Genomic DNA, 16,445 nt, shown 5'->3' on the forward strand with positions numbered 1-16,445 from the left:
CTGTGCCTTGTACATGGGAAGGCTGTGGCCGGACTGTGAGGATCTCCTTTGATGTGCAGTATAAACATTTCTATATGCTTGTAATGCTCGTCACGTCGTGGCACGATGTCTCCACGGACATAATGACGGAAGGTCACTCGCCATGAACATTGAACTGAAACCAGTGCGAAAGCTTCGAATTCACTGGCCCATTCCCGTGGAAACCATGAAGCAAATGGCCGCCGGCGACCTCGGCGCCCTTGATTCTGATGAAGGCATTGCCTCCCTGCTGAACGAACTGCAGTCGGCACCCGAACTGGGCGGCTTCGGCAACTACCACCACGTTTTCGAGTCCTCCGCGGGTTTTGAGGGATTCACGGTAGCTGAGGGTGCCAAGCCCACTCTCGGCGCTGTAGGCCAGCGGACCATCTCGCCCACTTTTGTGTTCACCACCTACTTCGACGATTCCCTGGACCACCGGACTGTCCAGGAGTTGGTGCAACGGATTGTGGACATCCATCCGTGGGAAGTCCCTGTCATCGAGGTCTCGGGTCCGCTCAGTGTCTCCAGCAGCTCCGCCGTCCATGCCGAAACGCGGGTGGCATCATGAGCTCTCCCCTTTGGCAGGAATTGGCACCCCTTCTCCGAAACAGGACCTTCACGGACCTGACACACGCCTTTCATCCCGGCCAGCCGCATTTTCCGGCCTTCCCTGACGAAACCAGGGAAACCCTCTTCGACCTGGAAAAGGGAGACGGGTTCACTGCCCACAGATACTCGATCGTTGGCCAGTGGGGCACCCACGTGGATCCGCCGTCGCATTTTGTCCTGGGCGGCCGCACACTCGATCAACTCCCCGTGGAGGACATGGTCCTGCCGCTGGTTGTCCTGGACATCAGCGAACGCGTCGCGGGCAATCCGGATGCTACCCCTACCGTGGATGACGTCCTGGGCTGGGAGACGCGGAATGGGGACATCCCTGCCGGGTCGTTCGTGGCCCTTCGCACCGGCTGGAGCCACCGCTGGCCGGACAGCGCTGCCATGGCCAACGTCGACCAAGCCGGGATCAGCCACACCCCCGGATGGTCGCGGGAAGTTTTGGAGTACCTGATCGAAAAGCGATCAGTCAGCGCGATCGGCCATGAACAGACGGACACCGACCCCGGCATGGCCACATCGCAGCAGGATTTCAGCTTGGAAACCTACGTACTTGCCCAGGACAAGTGGCAGATAGAGCTTCTTGCCGCCCTGGACCATCTCCCGGAGGCCGGTGCCGCCTTGGTCGCCACGTGGGCAAAGCCGCTCGAGGGCAGTGGTTTCCCGGCCAGGGTCTTCTCCATCCACTGACTCCGGCCGTCCTGTGACGCCGGCAGTACCGCCGGCTGTGACGCCTGAGCAGGCCTAGGTAGCTAGAATCGATCCATGTCAAAGACCTCCAGTATGGGCCGCGGCATGATGGCCCTTCTTGCGGTGGGGGCGCGTCATGCGGAAGGTTTCGACGGCGGCACGGTGGCCGACGTCGCAGCCCGCCTCGGCAAAGACCGCAGCCAGGTGTCGCGAAGCCTCAAGGGTGCGCAGCAGGAAGGCTTCCTGCTGCGTTCGGACCAACGCGAATACAGCTTGGACTGGTCCATCCTGACGGACGCCCAACTGGTCACAGAGCAACGGCTGAAGACCGACGGCCTCACGGCCTTGGAGGGGTTGGCCACCGAAACCAACGAGGCCTGCTTCCTGGGCGTACTCAGCGGAAACAGCACGGTCACTATCGGCGAGCAAGTTCCCGAGAGCGCAAACCTTGTGGGCTCCTGGTTGGGCCGCCCCTACCCCGCCTACTGCAGTGATGCCGGCCAGGCGCTCCTGTGGGATGCCCCGGAGGCGGAAATCCGGAAGATCTTCAGCACAGTGGAGTTCGTGAGGCATGGGCCCAACACGCCGGTTTCCGTGGATGATTTCCTGGAACGGCTCAACAAAGCCCGCGTCCGCGGATACTCGATTGTTGATGAAGAAGCCGAACCCGGGCTCTACTCATTGTCCGCGCCCATCCGGGACTTCAAGGGAGATGTTGCCGCGGCCCTGCAAATCGTTGGGCCAAAATTGCGCGTGGAGCCCCAGCGGGAAGCCTTCGCCGTGGCTCTCGGTTCCTGGCGGACGTGGCTCGAGTCCAGGGTTGGCGGAGGCTCACGCCAGTTCGACGCCTAAGCTTCGAGGCCCGGCCTGACGCTGAGCCGTTGGGCGCTTGAGTGAAGAACAGCGGCGATCTCGGGGGCAGCAGACTCCACGCCGGACCGGCTGCCCAGCACGCTCAGAGCAGCAATGATCCGGCCATCCTCAGCCCGAACGGGAACGGCCAGCTCCCAGACTCCGTGTTCAAATTCTTCGGCAGCCAGGACGTAGCCTCCCGGCCTGTCCCGCTCCATCAAATCGGCGACTTCGGGGGCGGTGTGCGCCGCGGCCGGTCCGCCTACGCCGATGAAGTTAACATCCCTGAGCAGGACTCCGATGTCCTTTGGCGAGTGGTCCCACAGCAAGGCCCGCCCAGAACCCGTGCACCACACGGGGGTGACCATGCCAGGTTTGGCGAACCCACCCAGGACTGAGTTATTGGTTGACGAACGCAGCAGGAGAACGCGGACACCCTCCCGCACGGACAGCCGCGACCGCAGTCCGAACGCGGACACCAGTTCTTCAAGTTCCGCAGGTGACTGCTGAACCCACGTGCTGTTCAAGGAGGCCGCGAGGCTGAAGAACCGCGGTCCTGTGCGGAATGGGCCACGGTCCACCCGTTCCAGCAGTCCAAGATCACACAATTCCTGGGCCAATCGGGAGACCCGGCTTTGCTCCATGTCCAGTCCGGCAGCCAGCTGCGAGACTCCCAAAAGTTGGCGTCCCTGCTTTTCGCGGTCTGTGACCATGCGGACAAGGCGAAGACCCTGGCCCAGGGATGACGCCTCCGGTGACACCTCCACGAATCCGCTCCTTCCACCAAGCGTTCACGCCATTCTCACACGGTGGCGTCCGCTGCAAGGACACGGGTCCTGCTGGCCCACACGGTGTAGAGGTCAGCGAGTATCGCGGCATTCGCCGCTTCCAGTTCTCCTACCGTGATTTTTCCGCCGTCCTGCCCACCGAAGAGGACCACCTCGTCCCCCGGCCGGACCTCCCTCACCGAAGTGACGTCCACGACCATGGAGTTCATGGAGATGATGTCCACCACCGGCACCCGTTGTCCACGGACCAGCACATTTCCCCTCCGGCCTAGTGAGCGTCGATACCCATCGCCGTAGCCCACGGTGACCGTTGCGAGGCGTGAATCCGTCGCAAGAGTATGGGTGAGCCCGTATCCCACGCCGCTTCCCGCCGGGTAGCCATTGACAGACCCGATCCTGGCTTTGAACGTCATGCACCTTTGGAACATGGCGTGCCCCGGATCCGAATCACCGTAGAGCGCAGCGCCCGTGCGCACCATGTCCAACCAGGCCGAGGGGACGTTCAGGGCCGCAAAGGAGTTCGCGGCATGCAGCAGGACATCGCGCCGGGGTATTCCCGCCTCGTGAAGGATTGCGTTCGCTTCGGCTTTGAAGCGGCTCAGGGCGTGCTTCACGTGGTCAACGTCATCCTGTGGAAAGTGCGTCATGATGCCAGCAAGCTCCAACTGCGGATGACTGACGATTCCCACTGCGGAGGCCCGTCCCAATGGCGAGGACACATCGAGGCTGTGACGGCTGATTCCCGAGGAATTGATGTCCAGGTGCACACGCAGAACCCGCCCCTCCCCTGCGGCGATCCTGCTCATTTCCCACGCACTCTGTGGATCGGCAACAAGTTCCTCGATACCGTGGGCCAGGCCCGCCCTGATCTCCTGCGGTGCCGCGGCCCGGACCCGCAACAGCCTCCCGTTGAACCCATGCGCCCGGGCAAGCCCTGCTTCCGCGTTGGTGCCAACCCCTATGTACGGAACCCCGGACGCCACCAGGAACGGCAGCAGCAGGTCCGCACCGTGCCCGTAGGCGTCGGACTTGATCACGGCGCACAACAGAGCCCTGCCTTGGAGCATCGCCAGCATGGACCGGACATTTGCGTCGAAGGCGGCGCCGTCAATCTCAAGCCAACTGGAAAGATTGTCCGTCGCCGCAGAGAGGTTTTCATTCGCATTCATTTTGATGTCCCCCGGAAATGGCGAACACGGCCGGGCATGCAGCCCGGCCGTGACGCATGGCCAATCTCGAATCAGGCCGAACGCTTTGCCTTGGCCTTCGGGCCGTAGCGGAAGTGGAAGAACAGGTAGCAGGCTGCAACGAACGGAACACCAAAGTACAGCGCAGCGATCTGGGTGGGGTCGAAGGCTATACCGATCAGGGATACAAGGCAGAGGGTAAAGGCCAGAATGGGCAGCACCGGGAAGAAGGGGGCCTTGTAGGCCAGATCAGCCACCTTTCCGCCGTTCCGGATGAATGCCCTCCGGTGGAAGAAATGTGAGGCAGTGATGGACATCCAGACTCCCACCACCGCGAATCCGGCAATGGACACCAAGGCCAGGTAGACGGTCTCCGGTGCAGCCACACTGCTGACCAGGGATGCCAGCCCACCCACCATGCTGACGGAAAGGGCAATCAGGGGTATTCCTCGCCGGGTCAGCTTCTTGAGTGCCCTGGGGCCGTGTCCTTCATCGGCCAGCGAATAGAGCATTCGTGCACAGGAGAACAAGCCGCTGTTCCCCGCTGACAACAGCGCGGTGATGATGACAAAGTTCATGATGTCCGCCGCGAACGGGATGCCCACAGAGGAGAAAACCGTGACGAACGGGCTTTCATCCAATCCAACTTGGTCGTAAGGGACCGTTGCGGCGATGACGGCAATGGCGCCCACAAAGAAGATCAGGAGCCGGATAACGGTGCTGCGCATGGCCTTGGGGATGTTCTTGGCAGGGTCCTTGGTCTCCCCAGCGGCAACGCCGATCAGTTCAGAGCCGGAGAAGGCGTAGAAGACGGCCAGGGCGGTGACCAGGACGCCGGTGAAACCGTTGGGGAAGAGGCCGCCTGAGGTGTTGAAGTTCTCGAAGAGGAATGGGTGGTTGCCGGACTCTGCGAGGGGATGGAATCCAAACAGTGCAGCCCCGCCGAAGACGATCAACGCGATGATCGCGCCCACTTTGACGATGGAGAACCAGAACTCGGATTCCCCGAAGAACTTGGAGGAGAAAGCGTTGAAGCCGAAGAGGATGGCAGCGAAGACGAGGCACCACACCCAGACCTCAACATCGGGGAACCAGCGCTGCATGAGCAAACCTGAGGCTGTGAACTCAGATCCGATGGCCACTGCCCAGCAGAGCCAGTAGAGCCAGGCGGTAGCGAAGCCGGTGGCCGGGCCGATCGAGCGGGACGCGTAGATGTGGAAGGCACCGGAGACGGGGTAGGCAATGGCGAGCTCGCCAAGGCATGCCATCACCAGGTAGACCACGAAGGCGCCAACCAAGTAGGCGATCACGGCCCCCAGCGGACCCGCTTGCGAGATGGTGTAGCCCGAGCTCAGGAAAAGCCCTGAACCGATCACACCTCCCATGGCGATCATGATCAGGTGCCGTGGCCCCATGGAGCGGCGCAACCCGGGTTCCGGCGGAGCCAAGGGGGTATCGGCTGGGTGATCCAGTTTCAGGGGTGTAGAAGATTCCATGTCTTGTCTCCGTTAAGTGACAGGTGCGAACGGTACGCCGAGGACTTCCGGGCGGGGAGCCGTGGGGGCGCTTGTAGTGACGAAGGTAACATAGATCGGGTGACTTTAGTCATTAAAAACATTTATGAATGCGAATAACGCACACTTTGCGCCGCGGGCATGGCGATGTGAACTTTCAATGGTCAGAATGCCCCTGCATTGGGGCCCGATCACTCATGGTTGCGCGGAGGCGTGACGGACTCCGAGCCTTCACCTGGCAAAACTCCTACAGGGAAGCCCGTCGGATGACGTTGGACAAGGTCATTGCCGTCACGGTGTCGCTCACTCCGGGAAGGGCAGCGATCTGCTCCCAGATCTCCTGGACGCGGCCAAGGGATCGCGCTTCGACGCGGACAATGAGGTCAAAGTCGCCGCTGAGAACATCGCACAGGACCACTTCGGGTATGGATCGGAGTTCGTTCAGGACGTCGGCCCCCCGCATCCGGTCCTTGCGGTAAACCATCAGGAAGGCGGAAACCAGGGATTCGGCGTCTACTCCAGCCACCACTGTGTAGCCCTGGATATACCCCTGCCGCTCCATGCGGTCGATCCGCTGCCGCACCGCATTCCTGGACAGAAGGACCTTGCCGGCAAGTTCAGCGTGAGGGACGCGGGCATTTTTGGTGAGTTCCGCGAGGATCCTTTGATCGATGCCGTCCAGACCAGCCCGCTCCATGTGTCCCTTTCCACCTACCCCTGCAGGAACAACAGCCCCTGCCTCGGCCGAAAGGCCCACGAAGAAATGATACTTCCACAAGTCCGCGGGGCGTTTTCCCTACTCAGTAGTCCGGGTTGCTCGGCACCACAAGCCCGGTCTCGTAGGCGTAAACCACCACCTGCACCCGGTCCCGCAACTGGAGTTTGCTCAGGATCCGGCGGACGTGGGTCTTCACGGTCGCCTCGGAGAGGAAGAATTTGTGGGCGATCTCCGCGTTGGACAGGCCCTCGGCGATGGTGGTGAGGATCTCGGTTTCGCGTGGCGTGAGATCGTCCAGCAACGGGTCCCGGTGGGGAGTTGGTGACTGCCCGGGTACTGCTCCGCCACGAACGTACGTCTCCAGGAGCCGCTGCGTCACCCGGGGAGCCACCACAGCATCGCCGCTGGCCACGAGGCGGACAGCGTGGACCAGTTCCGAGGGGGCAACGTCTTTGAGCAGGAAAGCGGAGGCGCCGGCCTGCAAACCGGTGAAGGCGTACTCATCGAGGTCAAAGGTGGTGAGGATGATGACCCGTGCCTCGGACCCGGAGTCCGAGATCCGGCGCGTCGCCTCAATCCCGTCCATGGTGGGCATCCGCACGTCCATGAGGACCACATCCGGCGCGAGTGCTTCCACCTGGCGTACGGCTTCGACGCCATCGGACGCCTCACCCACCACGTGGAAGTCGTCCTCGCCTTCCAGGATGAGCCGGAAGCCCATCCGAAGCAGCGGCTGATCATCCACGAGCAGCACTTTGATGATGTCTTCTGTCATGATTCCCCCTTGTCGCCGGCCCAGCGGAGCTCGGCGTGAACTGCCCAGCCTCCCCTTTTACTGGGACCGGCAGTAACGATTCCAGCATAGATTCCGGCGCGTTCATTCATTCCCGCGATGCCCTGCCCGGTGCCCAGGCTGCCCACGGGTTCGCTGCCACCCTCCAAGGTTCCGCGGCCGTCGTCGTGCACGTCAATGGTGACCAGGTCGGCGTCGCGGGCCACCTGGACGTCAACGCGGCTCAGTGAGCGGCCGTACCGCAGGACATTGGTCAGCGACTCCTGCACAATCCGGTAGACGGTGAGTTCAAAGGCGGGATCGGCCGGTAATCCGGGACCTGAGTGCGCATAATGCAGAGGCAGGCCCGCGGTCCGGAAGCCATCCAGGAGTTTGGAGAGGTTGTGACCGGATTCCAGGGGCGTGAGCGGTGCAGGCCGCCCGGAGTCGTCGCGAAGGACGCCCAGCACGCGGCGCATGTCGGCCAAGGCGGCCCTGCCGGTCCGGGACAATTCGCCCAGGACCTCGCCGGCGCGCTCTGGATTCTTCTTGACCACCACGGCAGCACCGTCCGACAGGCTGATCATCACCGTCAGGGAATGTGCCACGACGTCGTGCATCTCGCGAGCGATCCTGTTCCGCTCGGTCACTTTGCCGAGGTGGGTGGTGCGGGCCGCCCATGCGGCGATCTCGGCCTCATGCTCCCGCCGCTGGCGGACGGAAATACCGATGCCGGTGGCCAGGAGGTTGGACAACATAATGGTCACCGCCGTGGCGATGTTGTTGATCAGGTGAAAATTCTCCGGGACCTCCTGCAACGTGTCCATGCCCGCGGGACTCGTCCACATGAACAGGTAAAGCAGGCTCAGGGGCAGGCTGGCGGCAACAAACACCACCAAAGCAAGGCTGCGCTTCCTGATGGATGCCACGGCGTACAGCGCAAACCACAGGCCCGCTGAGACGTTGGAACCCCACGGGTTCAGGATGGTGGCCGCAACCTCGAGAAGGACGACGGCGGCGACCACCTGAAGCGGGTACCGGCGCCTGAACGTCAGCACGGCCGCGATCATCAGCAGCAGTGCCACCACCAGCCACTTGCCTTCAGTGATGGAGGTGATGATGGTGGGCAGGGCCAGGAGCACGTAGCAGAGGACCACCACAGCGTCCATGGCGCGCGGGCGCTTGTAGAAGTAGCGCCGGATACGGCCCCTGCGGCGCTGGGTGATTTCAGCGAAGGACGCGTCCACCGTAGCGGCGGACGCGTCCTTCACCTGTGGAGCTTCAGTCATGGATTGAGCCTAGACGGCAACCCGTCCTAGACGTCCCGCTTCTTCAGCAGGATCATCGCCAGTGCAACCGGTACAACAACCCAGGCACCCAGGACCAGCGCGGCCTGCCAGGCTTCCAGCGTTTCCGGGACGTGCTCGACGGCGGTCAGCGGGCTGAGCGTGCTGGTGGGCAGGTACTTGCTGGCTTCCTTGAAGAAGTCGCCGGGGATGAGCTGGAAAGCGATCGGCAGGACGAAGAAGATGCCGACCAGGCTCATGATGCCGCCTGCAGAGTTGCGGACGATGGTTCCGAGTGCCATGCCAATAGCGGCCACGGCAGCAACGTAGATGCTGTTGACCAGCAGCAGCTTGATGGACTGGGAGCTGCCAAGATCCAGCTCAAGACCGTAGTTATCCACGATCGGCAGCGAAACGAGGCCCGCAATGTAAGTGGAGACGGCCGTGAGGAGGAAGGCGCTCACGACTACAACGATGAGCTTGGCCACGAAAGGCGTAAGCCGCTTGGGTACGGCGGCAAAAGTGGAGCGTGCCATGCCCGTGGTGAACTCGGAGCTCATGAGCAGGACGCCCAGGGAACCAAGAATGAGCTGCGCGAACGAGATTCCCGAGGTAGGAATGCTGACGGCGAGGTCCCCACCCTGCGCGGCGATTGCTGCTGCGGCTTCGGGATCCTGCGCTGCCTGCTCTGCGAAACTTCCCGTCCCCCATGCTGCGAGGGCCGCGAAGCCAACCATGACAATCGCGGTGGAAGCCAGCAGGATCAGCGTGGACATCAGGGTGCGGAACTTGATGAATTCCGAGTTCAGCACGCGGTGGAATGCCGGTCCCGGACCGACGGAGTTACGGATGGACTTGCGGTCCATAGTGGTGGTGCTCATGTCTATTTCCCTCCGGCCTGGGCGGGAACCGTGGCCCCGGTGGTGATGTGCGAGTGGTATTCCACCTCGTCCTTGGTCAGTTCCATGTACGCCTCTTCCAGGCTCGCCTGGAGCGGGGTGAGCTCGTACACCATGACTTGGTTTTCCAGGGCGGTCCTGGCGATGCCCCGGGGGTCCAGTCCGGACACCTCGAGGAGCTCGCGTTCGTGGACCTCCACGGAAACCCCGGTACCGGCCAGGAGTTGCATGAGGCGTTCCGGCTGGTCAGTGCGGACACGGGTCCGTGCCTGGCCTTTGCCGGTAATGATTTCGGCGATGGGCGCATCGGCAATGATCTTGCCGCGGCCGATCACGATCAGGTGGTCTGCCGTCAGTGCCATCTCGCTCATGAGGTGGCTGGAAAGGAAGACCGTGCGACCCTCGGAGGCCAGGTACTTCACGAGGTTGCGGACCCACACCACGCCTTCAGGATCCAGGCCGTTGACGGGCTCATCAAGAATGATGGTCTGCGGATCGCCCAGCAGCGCAGCGGCAATGCCGAGGCGCTGACCCATTCCGAGCGAGAATCCCTTGACCTTCTTCTTTGCGACATCGCCCAGGCCGGTCATTTCGATGACTTCGCGGACCCTGCTCTTGGGGATGCTGTGCGTCGCTGCCATGGCGAGCAGGTGGTTGTAGGCGGTGCGGCTCGTATGGACTGCCTTGGCGTCCAGGAGGGCGCCGATTTCGCGGAGCGGTGCTTTGTGCTGGGCGAAAGGTTCACCGTTCACCGTCACAGAGCCCGACGACGGAGAGTCCAGCCCCATGATCATGCGCATGGTGGTGGACTTGCCGGCACCGTTCGGGCCCAGGAAGCCGGTCACGCGTCCGGCCTGGACAGTGAAACTGACACCGCCGACGGCGGTCTTCTCGCCGTAGACCTTGGTCAGGCCTTTTGCTTCGATCATGGAAGCGTTCCCTCCTCGGAGCACATGACTGTGCGGATGAGTTTTGAATGTACTCACCACGCTACTCATGGCGGGGACGTTAATCGCCGGTCTCAGGGATGATTCAGGGTTCAGTCAGGGTAGTCCTCGCGGATGACCCTCGCCGGTTCAGCCGGCCGGGAGCGGCGAGTACACGCGAAGTTTGCGTGGTTTCACGGTGAAGGTGGCGCTGCGCACCCCGGGCTTCGGTTCGCCGTCCACCGCCAGGACCAGGGGCTGTCCGATCGCCTCGACGGTGATGGTGGTGGCCTCGGTCAGGTGGGTAACCTTGGACGCTGCCACAGTGCCGGTGATGACGGCCCACAACAGCCGCGCCCGGGCGAACGGCTCGTCCGCCGTGATCATGCGGAGGTCAAACACACCGTCATCAAGCACGGGCCTGCGGAGGGGTGCATGGTCGCTGGGATAGAACCTGCCCCTGCCCATGTAAAGGATCCAGAGCTTGTGTTTCACCCCATCCACGGTGAGCGTGGTGGGCGAGTTCACCCCGAAGGTGCGCAGCGATGCCACCACGCTGGCCAGCGGCTTACCCATAGCCGGCTGCAGTCGTTCGCGGCGACGAACCAGGTTGGGATACACGCCTACGCTGGCGGTGTTCAACATGGCCAACTCCGTGGTTTCCGGCGTCTCGGGCAAGCCGCGCTGCACAACTACATGGCCCATGTCAACGGAGGCCGCCTGCCCCTTGGTCACCGCCTCGATGGCGTCATCGATCGAGCTGGTGCCCACGTCACGGGCAAAGTGGTTGAGGGTTCCGCCGGGCAGTACCAGCAGCGGCAGTGAATGTTCGACGGCGGCCGCGGCGGCGGTGCCAACCGTTCCGTCACCGCCCCACACGCCCAGGGCAACGGTCCCGGGCCGGGCGGCAGCCGCATCAATTTCCGCGGCGACGTCGTCCCCCTCTGCAATCTCGTGTATATGTGCTTTAGGGAATATGACCGTGAGAAGCTCCGCGGTTTCTGGAGAGTAGGACCCACCCAGGACGTTGACCGCAATACTCAGCCCCTCGCCGTCGGCGATTGCGGGCGCCTCCGCAGGCGTTCGGCGGGGCGTTGGCTCGGCGGGCCGGGCGGGCCACCACCTGCGCGTCAGTAGCGCCGCGCCTGCCCCCAAGGCAGAACCGAAGACCACATCAGAGGGCCAATGAGCTCCCGTATGAACGCGGGAATAGGCCACACCGGCGGCAATGGGTGCCAGCACTGCGCCGAGCGCCGGCGAAACCATCCCGGCGCCCACAGCGAAAGCTACCGCGGACGCAGAATGCCCTGATGGCATGGAAGAACTGGTGGGTTGCGGATTGACGAAGCGAAACAGCGGCAGGTGTTCAGGAAGCGGGCGCCGCCGGGGGAGTGCCCGCTTAAAGATGACGTTGGTGACGCCTGAAGCAACGCCCAAGGCCAACACGCCATGAAGGGCCGCCCTGCGCGGCTTTCCGGGGAACGCGGACATGATTCCCGCAATCCCGAACCAGAGCTTTCCCTTGGTGGCCGCGGACGAAAGCCTCCTGAAGAAGACATCATGGTCACCTTGGGGCTGCCTGGAGACAGCCCGGACCAGGAAGTGGTCGAATCCTGCAACTCGTCTGGGGGCCTTGCCCACGAAGCCTCGCATTACTTCACAGTAACGCCTGCACAACCCCGCCGAGGGGCAGCCCATGCCATCCGCCTGCCGTGGCTACGATGAATGGATGATTCGTGTCCTGCTTCCCCGTCAACAGCCCGGGTGGCAACTGGTTGTCCCGTCCGTGCTGCTGCTCTGTGCCTTCGTGGTGCCGGGCATCATGATCCTGGCTGGACAGGGCGAGCCTGCGTTCAACGGCGTTGACACCTCATGGCAGGCCTTCACCTTTACTTTGCAGTCACCCTTTTGGGACGGCGTGAATGCAGTACTCAATTGGGCGGGTTACGCGGGGATCCTGGTTTTCCACGTCATCCTCGCCCTAGCGCTCCTGATCTGGCAACGGCCCTTGGGAGCAGTCTTTGCTGCCACCTCCGGAATCACCGCCCTGGCGCTCACGCAGCTGGCCAAAGCCGTGGTGGGTCGGGACAGGCCCCAGGGTGCCCAGGTCCTGACCGATACCTGCTCATACCCCTCAGGGCATGTATCGGCAACCACTGCGTTCCTCATGGTCCTGGCCATCCTGCTGGGACGCTGGTGGATGACTTTAGTGGCCGCCATGGGTGTCCTGGCCATGATGCTGAGCCGCACCTACCTCTCGGCTCATTGGCTGAGCGATGTCCTTGGCGGTGCCTGCCTTGCTGCCGGAATCGTCCTGATCATGTGGTGGCGATTCCGGGATATATGCGTCAAGGAGAATGAATTGGCTGACGGCCGGACTATTTGGGCGGCAAAGGCTTCGCGACGCCTGCAAGCAGGAGAGCGAGCAGAATAGGCGCTCCGATGGCCAGCAAAGCCAGGTGGATTCCTGTGTGGTCGCCCAAATAGCCCAAGAGCGGCGGACCCGCCAGGAAGGCGACGTAGCCGATGGTGGAAACCACCGAAACCCGTGCCGCGGCATGCTTGGGGTCGTCCGCGGCGGCTGACATGCCCATGGGGAAGGCCAGCGCCGCGCCGATGCCCCACAATGCCGCACCAATGCCGGCCAGAATGACGTTTCCCGCGAAGACAAACAACGCCAGGCCCACGGCGGCTGCCGCCATGCTGGCCCGCAGCACGCTCACGCGGCCAAACCTGTCGATCGCTTTGCCACCGAAGAACCGCATGATGGTCATCGCCAGGACGAAGAGCGCGAACAGCAGCGCACCCGTGGATTCCGAGGCGCCAAGCCCATCCACAGCAGCCTTCGCGATCCAGTCGTTGCCAGCGCCTTCGGTCAGTGTGGCTCCCAGGACTACGACGCCGATCAACAGCGTCCTGCCATCCCGCCAAGCCGAAGGTCCCTTCGCAACCGGAGCGCCGTCGTCGTGGACTTCTGCGGCCTCGTGCGGCAGGAAGTATCGGGGAACCGTCAGCGCCAGGACCACCGCAATGGCTGCGATAACCAGCAAGTGTTGAGGCAGGCCGACGCCAAGCTGCGAAAGGCCGGCACCGATCAGGGCGCCAAGGAAAGCTCCGCCGGAGAAGGCGGCGTGGAACTGCGGCATGATGGTGCGCTTGAGCCGGTGCTCAACGTCGGCGCCTTCAATATTCTGGGCGACATCCCATAATCCGATGCCGATGCCGAAGAAGAACAGAGCTACCGCTGTGCCCGGAACGGAAGCTGCCATCAGCGAGAAGGCAATTCCTGCGCCCGCAGCTCCCGCCACGATGCCCGCCACACGCACCGTATTGGCCGTGCCGATCCTGCCCACCACCCAACCGGCCGACGGCAGCGCCAGCAAGGACCCGACGGCGGTGCACAGCAGCAAGGTGCCCATCTGGCCGGAGGTCAGGCTGAGCGCCTCCGTCACCGCCGGGATGCGTGCAGCCCAGCTGGCGAACACCAGCCCGTTCATGCCGAAGATCAGGAACGTCGCCACCGCCGCGGCATTGACGTTGGTGGTGCTTCTGGTGTTGGTGGTCATGCAATCACAACTTCCACGGAGAGTTTATTGAGCCGGGCAAGATCTTCGGGGGATGGTTTTTGGTCGGTCACGATCACGTCCACGGCGTCCATGGCTGCGACCAAAGCTACTGCGCTGGCATTCCATTTGCTGCCTGCGGAGGCCACAATCACCCGCGCTGCGGATTCCAGGCCGGCGCGTTTCACGGCCGCATCATCAAGGTCGTGGGCCAAAAGGCCGTCTTTGAGGTTAAGTGCGCACGGGGTCACGACGGCGGTGTCGAACCTGAGCGAGCGGATGTTGGCTTCGGCCATGGGTCCCCGGAACGACTGCTCGCCCGGGATGAGGCTGCCGCCGGGGAGGATGAGCTGGGGAGTCCTGCCGGATTGTGGCCCTGTCAGGGCCTCAACGCCGTGAAGGGACATGGGCATCACCGTGAGATCCCGGGCGCCCAACCGGCGCGCGATCTCCGTGGCGGTGGATCCGCTGTCCAGCCACACATGCTCGCGGTCGTTGATGAGTCCGGCAACAGCCTCCGCTATGCGGGTCTTGGCCTGGTGGTCTTCCAGCTCGCGCTGCCCGTACCCGGGGTTGTCTCCGCGCGCCAGCAAGCTGCGGGCCCCGCCGTGGACACGCTTCAGCACGCCGTTGGCAGCAAGGATCTCAAGGTCACGACGAATCGTGGCACCCGATGCTCCCGTGGCGTCCACGAGTTCATCCACGGTGGCTTGTTCGCGGGTGCGCAGCAGCTCGCCAATGAGCCGGTGGCGGTCAGCAGTTCCCATGTTTCAAAGGTAGCAAGGACTGCGCATTTAATCACCATTGATGATCATTTGCGCACCAACCCTCTCTCACATCCCATGGCTTAAAGCGAAACGCTCCTGCAGCAAGTGCAAGAGCGTTCGCGGAAAACCGACGGTAGGTGAGTGAGCGTTATCGGGCGCGCTCGACGCGCTTCTCATCCCAGACGGGTTCCTCGGATTCGTAGACCTTGCCGTCGGAGCCGAAGATCATGAACCGGTCAAAGGACTTGGCGAACCAGCGGTCGTGCGTGACCGCAAGGACGGTGCCTTCGAAGGAGTCGATGGCACGCTCCAAGGCCTCACCGGAGTGCAGGTCAAGGTTGTCGGTTGGCTCGTCCAGCAACAACAGGGTGGCCCCGGACAGCTGCAGCAGCAGGATCTGGAAGCGGGCCTGTTGGCCACCGGACAAGGACTCGTACTTCTGCTCGGACTGACCGGCCAAGCCGTACGAATCCAGGGCGCCGGCCGCAGCCTCGCGGGCGAGTCCGGAACGGTGCTCGTCACCGCGATGCAGGATCTCCAGCAGTGTCCTTCCCAACAGATCAGGCCGGACATGGGTCTGCGCAAAGAATCCGGGCCGGATGCGGGCCCCAAGCTTCACGGTTCCTTCGTGCGGCACTTCAGCAATAACGACGTCGGACACGGGCAGGTGCTCGCGCTCCGGATCGGTGCCGCCGGTGGCAAGGAGCCGCAGGAAGTGGCTCTTGCCGGAACCGTTGGAGCCGAGCACGCCTACGCGGTCACCGAACCAGATCTCCGTGGAGAAAGGCTTCATGAGTCCGGTCAGTTCGAGCTTCTCCGCTACTACGGCACGCTTGGCCGTTCGCCCACCCTTGAGGCGCATCTTGACGTTCTGCTCGATCGGCAAGGCCTCGGGCGGCCCGGCTTCCAGGAACTTTGCGAGGCGGGTTTGCGCAGCTTGGTACCGGTTGGCCATGTCGGAGCGGAAAGCGGCCTTGTTCTTATACATGTTCACGAGTTCTTTGAGCTTCACGTGCTCCTCGTCCCAGCGCTTGCGGAGTTCCTCGAACCGGGCGTTACGGTCCGCGCGTGCCTCCACGTAGGATCCGAAACCGCCGCCGTGGATCCACGCTGAGGCGCCGTTGATCCCCGGCTCGAGTGTCACGATGCGACCCGCAGCATTGTTCAGCAGTTCACGGTCGTGGCTGATGAACAGCACGGTCTTCTTGGACTCGTTGAGCTTCCCCTCCAGCCAACGCTTGCCGGGCACATCCAAGTAGTTGTCCGGTTCGTCCAGGAGCAGCAGCTCATCCGGGCCGGCAAACAGGGCTTCCAGCACCAAACGCTTCTGCTCGCCGCCGGACAGCGTCGAAGCGCGGCGGAACTGCGCCTTGTCGAAGGAAATCCCCAAGGCGGCCATGCAGACTTCGTCCCAGACGGTCTCGACGTCGTACCCGCCGGCATCGCCCCAGTCCACGATCGCCTGGGCATATTTCATCTGGGTGGGCTCGTCGTCGTGCTCCATCATGGCCAGCTCCGCGTCCTCCACCGCCTTGGCAGCAGCCGCGAGGCCGGCCTGGGCCGTGGAAACGAGGAGGTCGCGGACGGTTGATTCGTCACGAACCTGGCCCACGAACTGCCGCATGATGCCCATGTTCCCTGAACGGCCCACAACACCTTCGTCCGGCGTGAGGTCGCCGGAGATGATCTTGAACAGTGTCGTCTTGCCTGTTCCGTTCGGTCCGATCAGCGCCGTCTTGGTGCCATCGGGGACCTTGAAGGTCACCCCGTTGAGCAGCTGGGTGCCGTCGGAGAGGAAGTAGTCGATGCCGGAAACGTCAATATGGGCCACGTTTCAATCCTCCCAC

Annotated in this window: 16 protein-coding genes; 4 read left to right on the top strand and 12 right to left on the bottom strand. The window is 63.0% G+C overall.

Annotation, left to right across the window (positions count from 1 at the left end; all coding sequences use genetic code 11):
• The first annotated feature begins 142 nt into the window (after positions 1 to 142).
• From RQH14_RS06370 to RQH14_RS06380, 3 genes are all read left to right on the top strand, one after another.
• Positions 143 to 589, top strand: coding sequence for a hypothetical protein (locus RQH14_RS06370; protein ID WP_311212485.1), 447 nt, complete (start codon positions 143 to 145; stop codon positions 587 to 589).
• Positions 586 to 1,326, top strand: coding sequence for a cyclase family protein (locus RQH14_RS06375; protein WP_311212486.1), 741 nt, complete (start codon positions 586 to 588; stop codon positions 1,324 to 1,326). The genes RQH14_RS06370 and RQH14_RS06375 overlap by 4 nt, the downstream gene beginning before the upstream one ends.
• Before the next feature lie 75 nt (positions 1,327 to 1,401).
• Entirely contained in the window at positions 1,402 to 2,178 is a 777-nt protein-coding gene (locus RQH14_RS06380; protein WP_311212487.1) for an IclR family transcriptional regulator, read from the top strand.
• On the opposite strand, the gene RQH14_RS06385 is transcribed toward RQH14_RS06380, so the two are convergent.
• The 9 genes from RQH14_RS06385 to RQH14_RS06425 form a co-directional block, all read right to left on the bottom strand.
• Positions 2,175 to 2,945: an IclR family transcriptional regulator C-terminal domain-containing protein gene (locus RQH14_RS06385; protein ID WP_311212488.1), complete on the bottom strand. Its 771-nt coding sequence runs from the start codon at positions 2,943 to 2,945 to the stop codon at positions 2,175 to 2,177. The genes RQH14_RS06380 and RQH14_RS06385 overlap by 4 nt on opposite strands.
• Positions 2,946 to 2,980: 35 nt before the next feature.
• A complete protein-coding gene (gene alr / locus RQH14_RS06390; RefSeq protein WP_311212489.1) occupies positions 2,981 to 4,135 on the bottom strand; it encodes an alanine racemase in 1,155 nt (384 codons plus the stop codon).
• Positions 4,136 to 4,206: 71 nt separating this feature from the next.
• Positions 4,207 to 5,649, bottom strand: coding sequence for an amino acid permease (locus RQH14_RS06395; RefSeq protein ID WP_311212490.1), 1,443 nt, complete (start codon positions 5,647 to 5,649; stop codon positions 4,207 to 4,209).
• A 265-nt stretch (positions 5,650 to 5,914) separates the two neighbouring features.
• Positions 5,915 to 6,364: an Lrp/AsnC family transcriptional regulator gene (locus RQH14_RS06400; protein ID WP_354231659.1), complete on the bottom strand. Its 450-nt coding sequence runs from the start codon at positions 6,362 to 6,364 to the stop codon at positions 5,915 to 5,917.
• Between the two features lie 103 nt (positions 6,365 to 6,467).
• Positions 6,468 to 7,160, bottom strand: a complete 693-nt coding sequence (locus RQH14_RS06405) for a response regulator transcription factor (RefSeq protein WP_311212492.1) — start codon at positions 7,158 to 7,160, stop codon at positions 6,468 to 6,470.
• Positions 7,157 to 8,446: a histidine kinase gene (locus RQH14_RS06410; RefSeq protein WP_311212493.1), complete on the bottom strand. Its 1,290-nt coding sequence runs from the start codon at positions 8,444 to 8,446 to the stop codon at positions 7,157 to 7,159. Before RQH14_RS06410 ends, RQH14_RS06405 begins: the two co-directional genes overlap by 4 nt.
• A 26-nt stretch (positions 8,447 to 8,472) precedes the next feature.
• Positions 8,473 to 9,324 carry an ABC transporter permease gene (locus tag RQH14_RS06415; RefSeq protein WP_311212494.1) on the bottom strand — a complete coding sequence of 284 codons (852 nt, stop codon included), beginning with the start codon at positions 9,322 to 9,324 and terminating at the stop codon, positions 8,473 to 8,475.
• Positions 9,325 to 9,326: 2 nt separating this feature from the next.
• Complete coding sequence (locus RQH14_RS06420; RefSeq protein WP_311212495.1) at positions 9,327 to 10,271, bottom strand: ATP-binding cassette domain-containing protein; 945 nt, start codon at positions 10,269 to 10,271, stop codon at positions 9,327 to 9,329.
• A gap of 147 nt (positions 10,272 to 10,418) precedes the next feature.
• Positions 10,419 to 11,921: a phosphatase PAP2 family protein gene (locus tag RQH14_RS06425; protein WP_311212496.1), complete on the bottom strand. Its 1,503-nt coding sequence runs from the start codon at positions 11,919 to 11,921 to the stop codon at positions 10,419 to 10,421.
• A 43-nt stretch (positions 11,922 to 11,964) separates the two neighbouring features.
• Between RQH14_RS06425 and RQH14_RS06430 the strand changes: the two genes are divergently transcribed.
• The gene (locus RQH14_RS06430) at positions 11,965 to 12,702 is read left to right on the top strand and encodes a phosphatase PAP2 family protein (RefSeq protein WP_311212497.1); all 738 of its coding nucleotides are present in this window, start codon (positions 11,965 to 11,967) and stop codon (positions 12,700 to 12,702) included.
• Here the strand turns inward: RQH14_RS06430 and RQH14_RS06435 are convergent.
• From RQH14_RS06435 to RQH14_RS06445, 3 genes are all read right to left on the bottom strand, one after another.
• On the bottom strand, positions 12,647 to 13,834 hold the full coding sequence (locus tag RQH14_RS06435) for an MFS transporter (RefSeq protein WP_311212498.1): 1,188 nt from the start codon (positions 13,832 to 13,834) through the stop codon (positions 12,647 to 12,649). The genes RQH14_RS06430 and RQH14_RS06435 overlap by 56 nt on opposite strands.
• Positions 13,831 to 14,598: a DeoR/GlpR family DNA-binding transcription regulator gene (locus tag RQH14_RS06440; RefSeq protein WP_311212499.1), complete on the bottom strand. Its 768-nt coding sequence runs from the start codon at positions 14,596 to 14,598 to the stop codon at positions 13,831 to 13,833. The genes RQH14_RS06435 and RQH14_RS06440 overlap by 4 nt, the downstream gene beginning before the upstream one ends.
• A 148-nt stretch (positions 14,599 to 14,746) precedes the next feature.
• Positions 14,747 to 16,429, bottom strand: a complete 1,683-nt coding sequence (locus RQH14_RS06445) for an ABC-F family ATP-binding cassette domain-containing protein (RefSeq protein WP_089597051.1) — start codon at positions 16,427 to 16,429, stop codon at positions 14,747 to 14,749.
• Between the last annotated feature and the right edge of the window lie 16 nt (positions 16,430 to 16,445).

It is taken from the genome of Arthrobacter sp. WCS2018Hpa-7 (genome assembly GCF_031843805.1).
In the GTDB taxonomy this organism is placed as follows: domain Bacteria; phylum Actinomycetota; class Actinomycetes; order Actinomycetales; family Micrococcaceae; genus Arthrobacter.

Bases quoted from the DNA above. Each gene is read 5' to 3' on its own strand.
- RQH14_RS06370 (WP_311212485.1), top strand. From the start codon at position 143: ATGAACATTGAACTGAAACCAGTGCGAAAGCTTCGAATTCACTGGCCC.
- RQH14_RS06375 (WP_311212486.1), top strand. From the start codon at position 586: ATGAGCTCTCCCCTTTGGCAGGAATTGGCACCCCTTCTCCGAAACAGG.
- RQH14_RS06380 (WP_311212487.1), top strand. From the start codon at position 1,402: ATGTCAAAGACCTCCAGTATGGGCCGCGGCATGATGGCCCTTCTTGCG.
- alr (WP_311212489.1), bottom strand. From the start codon at position 4,135: ATGAATGCGAATGAAAACCTCTCTGCGGCGACGGACAATCTTTCCAGT.
- RQH14_RS06395 (WP_311212490.1), bottom strand. From the start codon at position 5,649: ATGGAATCTTCTACACCCCTGAAACTGGATCACCCAGCCGATACCCCC.
- RQH14_RS06400 (WP_354231659.1), bottom strand. From the start codon at position 6,364: ATGGAGCGGGCTGGTCTGGACGGCATCGATCAAAGGATCCTCGCGGAA.
- RQH14_RS06405 (WP_311212492.1), bottom strand. From the start codon at position 7,160: ATGACAGAAGACATCATCAAAGTGCTGCTCGTGGATGATCAGCCGCTG.
- RQH14_RS06410 (WP_311212493.1), bottom strand. From the start codon at position 8,446: ATGACTGAAGCTCCACAGGTGAAGGACGCGTCCGCCGCTACGGTGGAC.
- RQH14_RS06415 (WP_311212494.1), bottom strand. From the start codon at position 9,324: ATGAGCACCACCACTATGGACCGCAAGTCCATCCGTAACTCCGTCGGT.
- RQH14_RS06420 (WP_311212495.1), bottom strand. From the start codon at position 10,271: ATGATCGAAGCAAAAGGCCTGACCAAGGTCTACGGCGAGAAGACCGCC.
- RQH14_RS06425 (WP_311212496.1), bottom strand. From the start codon at position 11,921: ATGCGAGGCTTCGTGGGCAAGGCCCCCAGACGAGTTGCAGGATTCGAC.
- RQH14_RS06430 (WP_311212497.1), top strand. From the start codon at position 11,965: ATGCCATCCGCCTGCCGTGGCTACGATGAATGGATGATTCGTGTCCTG.
- RQH14_RS06435 (WP_311212498.1), bottom strand. From the start codon at position 13,834: ATGACCACCAACACCAGAAGCACCACCAACGTCAATGCCGCGGCGGTG.
- RQH14_RS06440 (WP_311212499.1), bottom strand. From the start codon at position 14,598: ATGGGAACTGCTGACCGCCACCGGCTCATTGGCGAGCTGCTGCGCACC.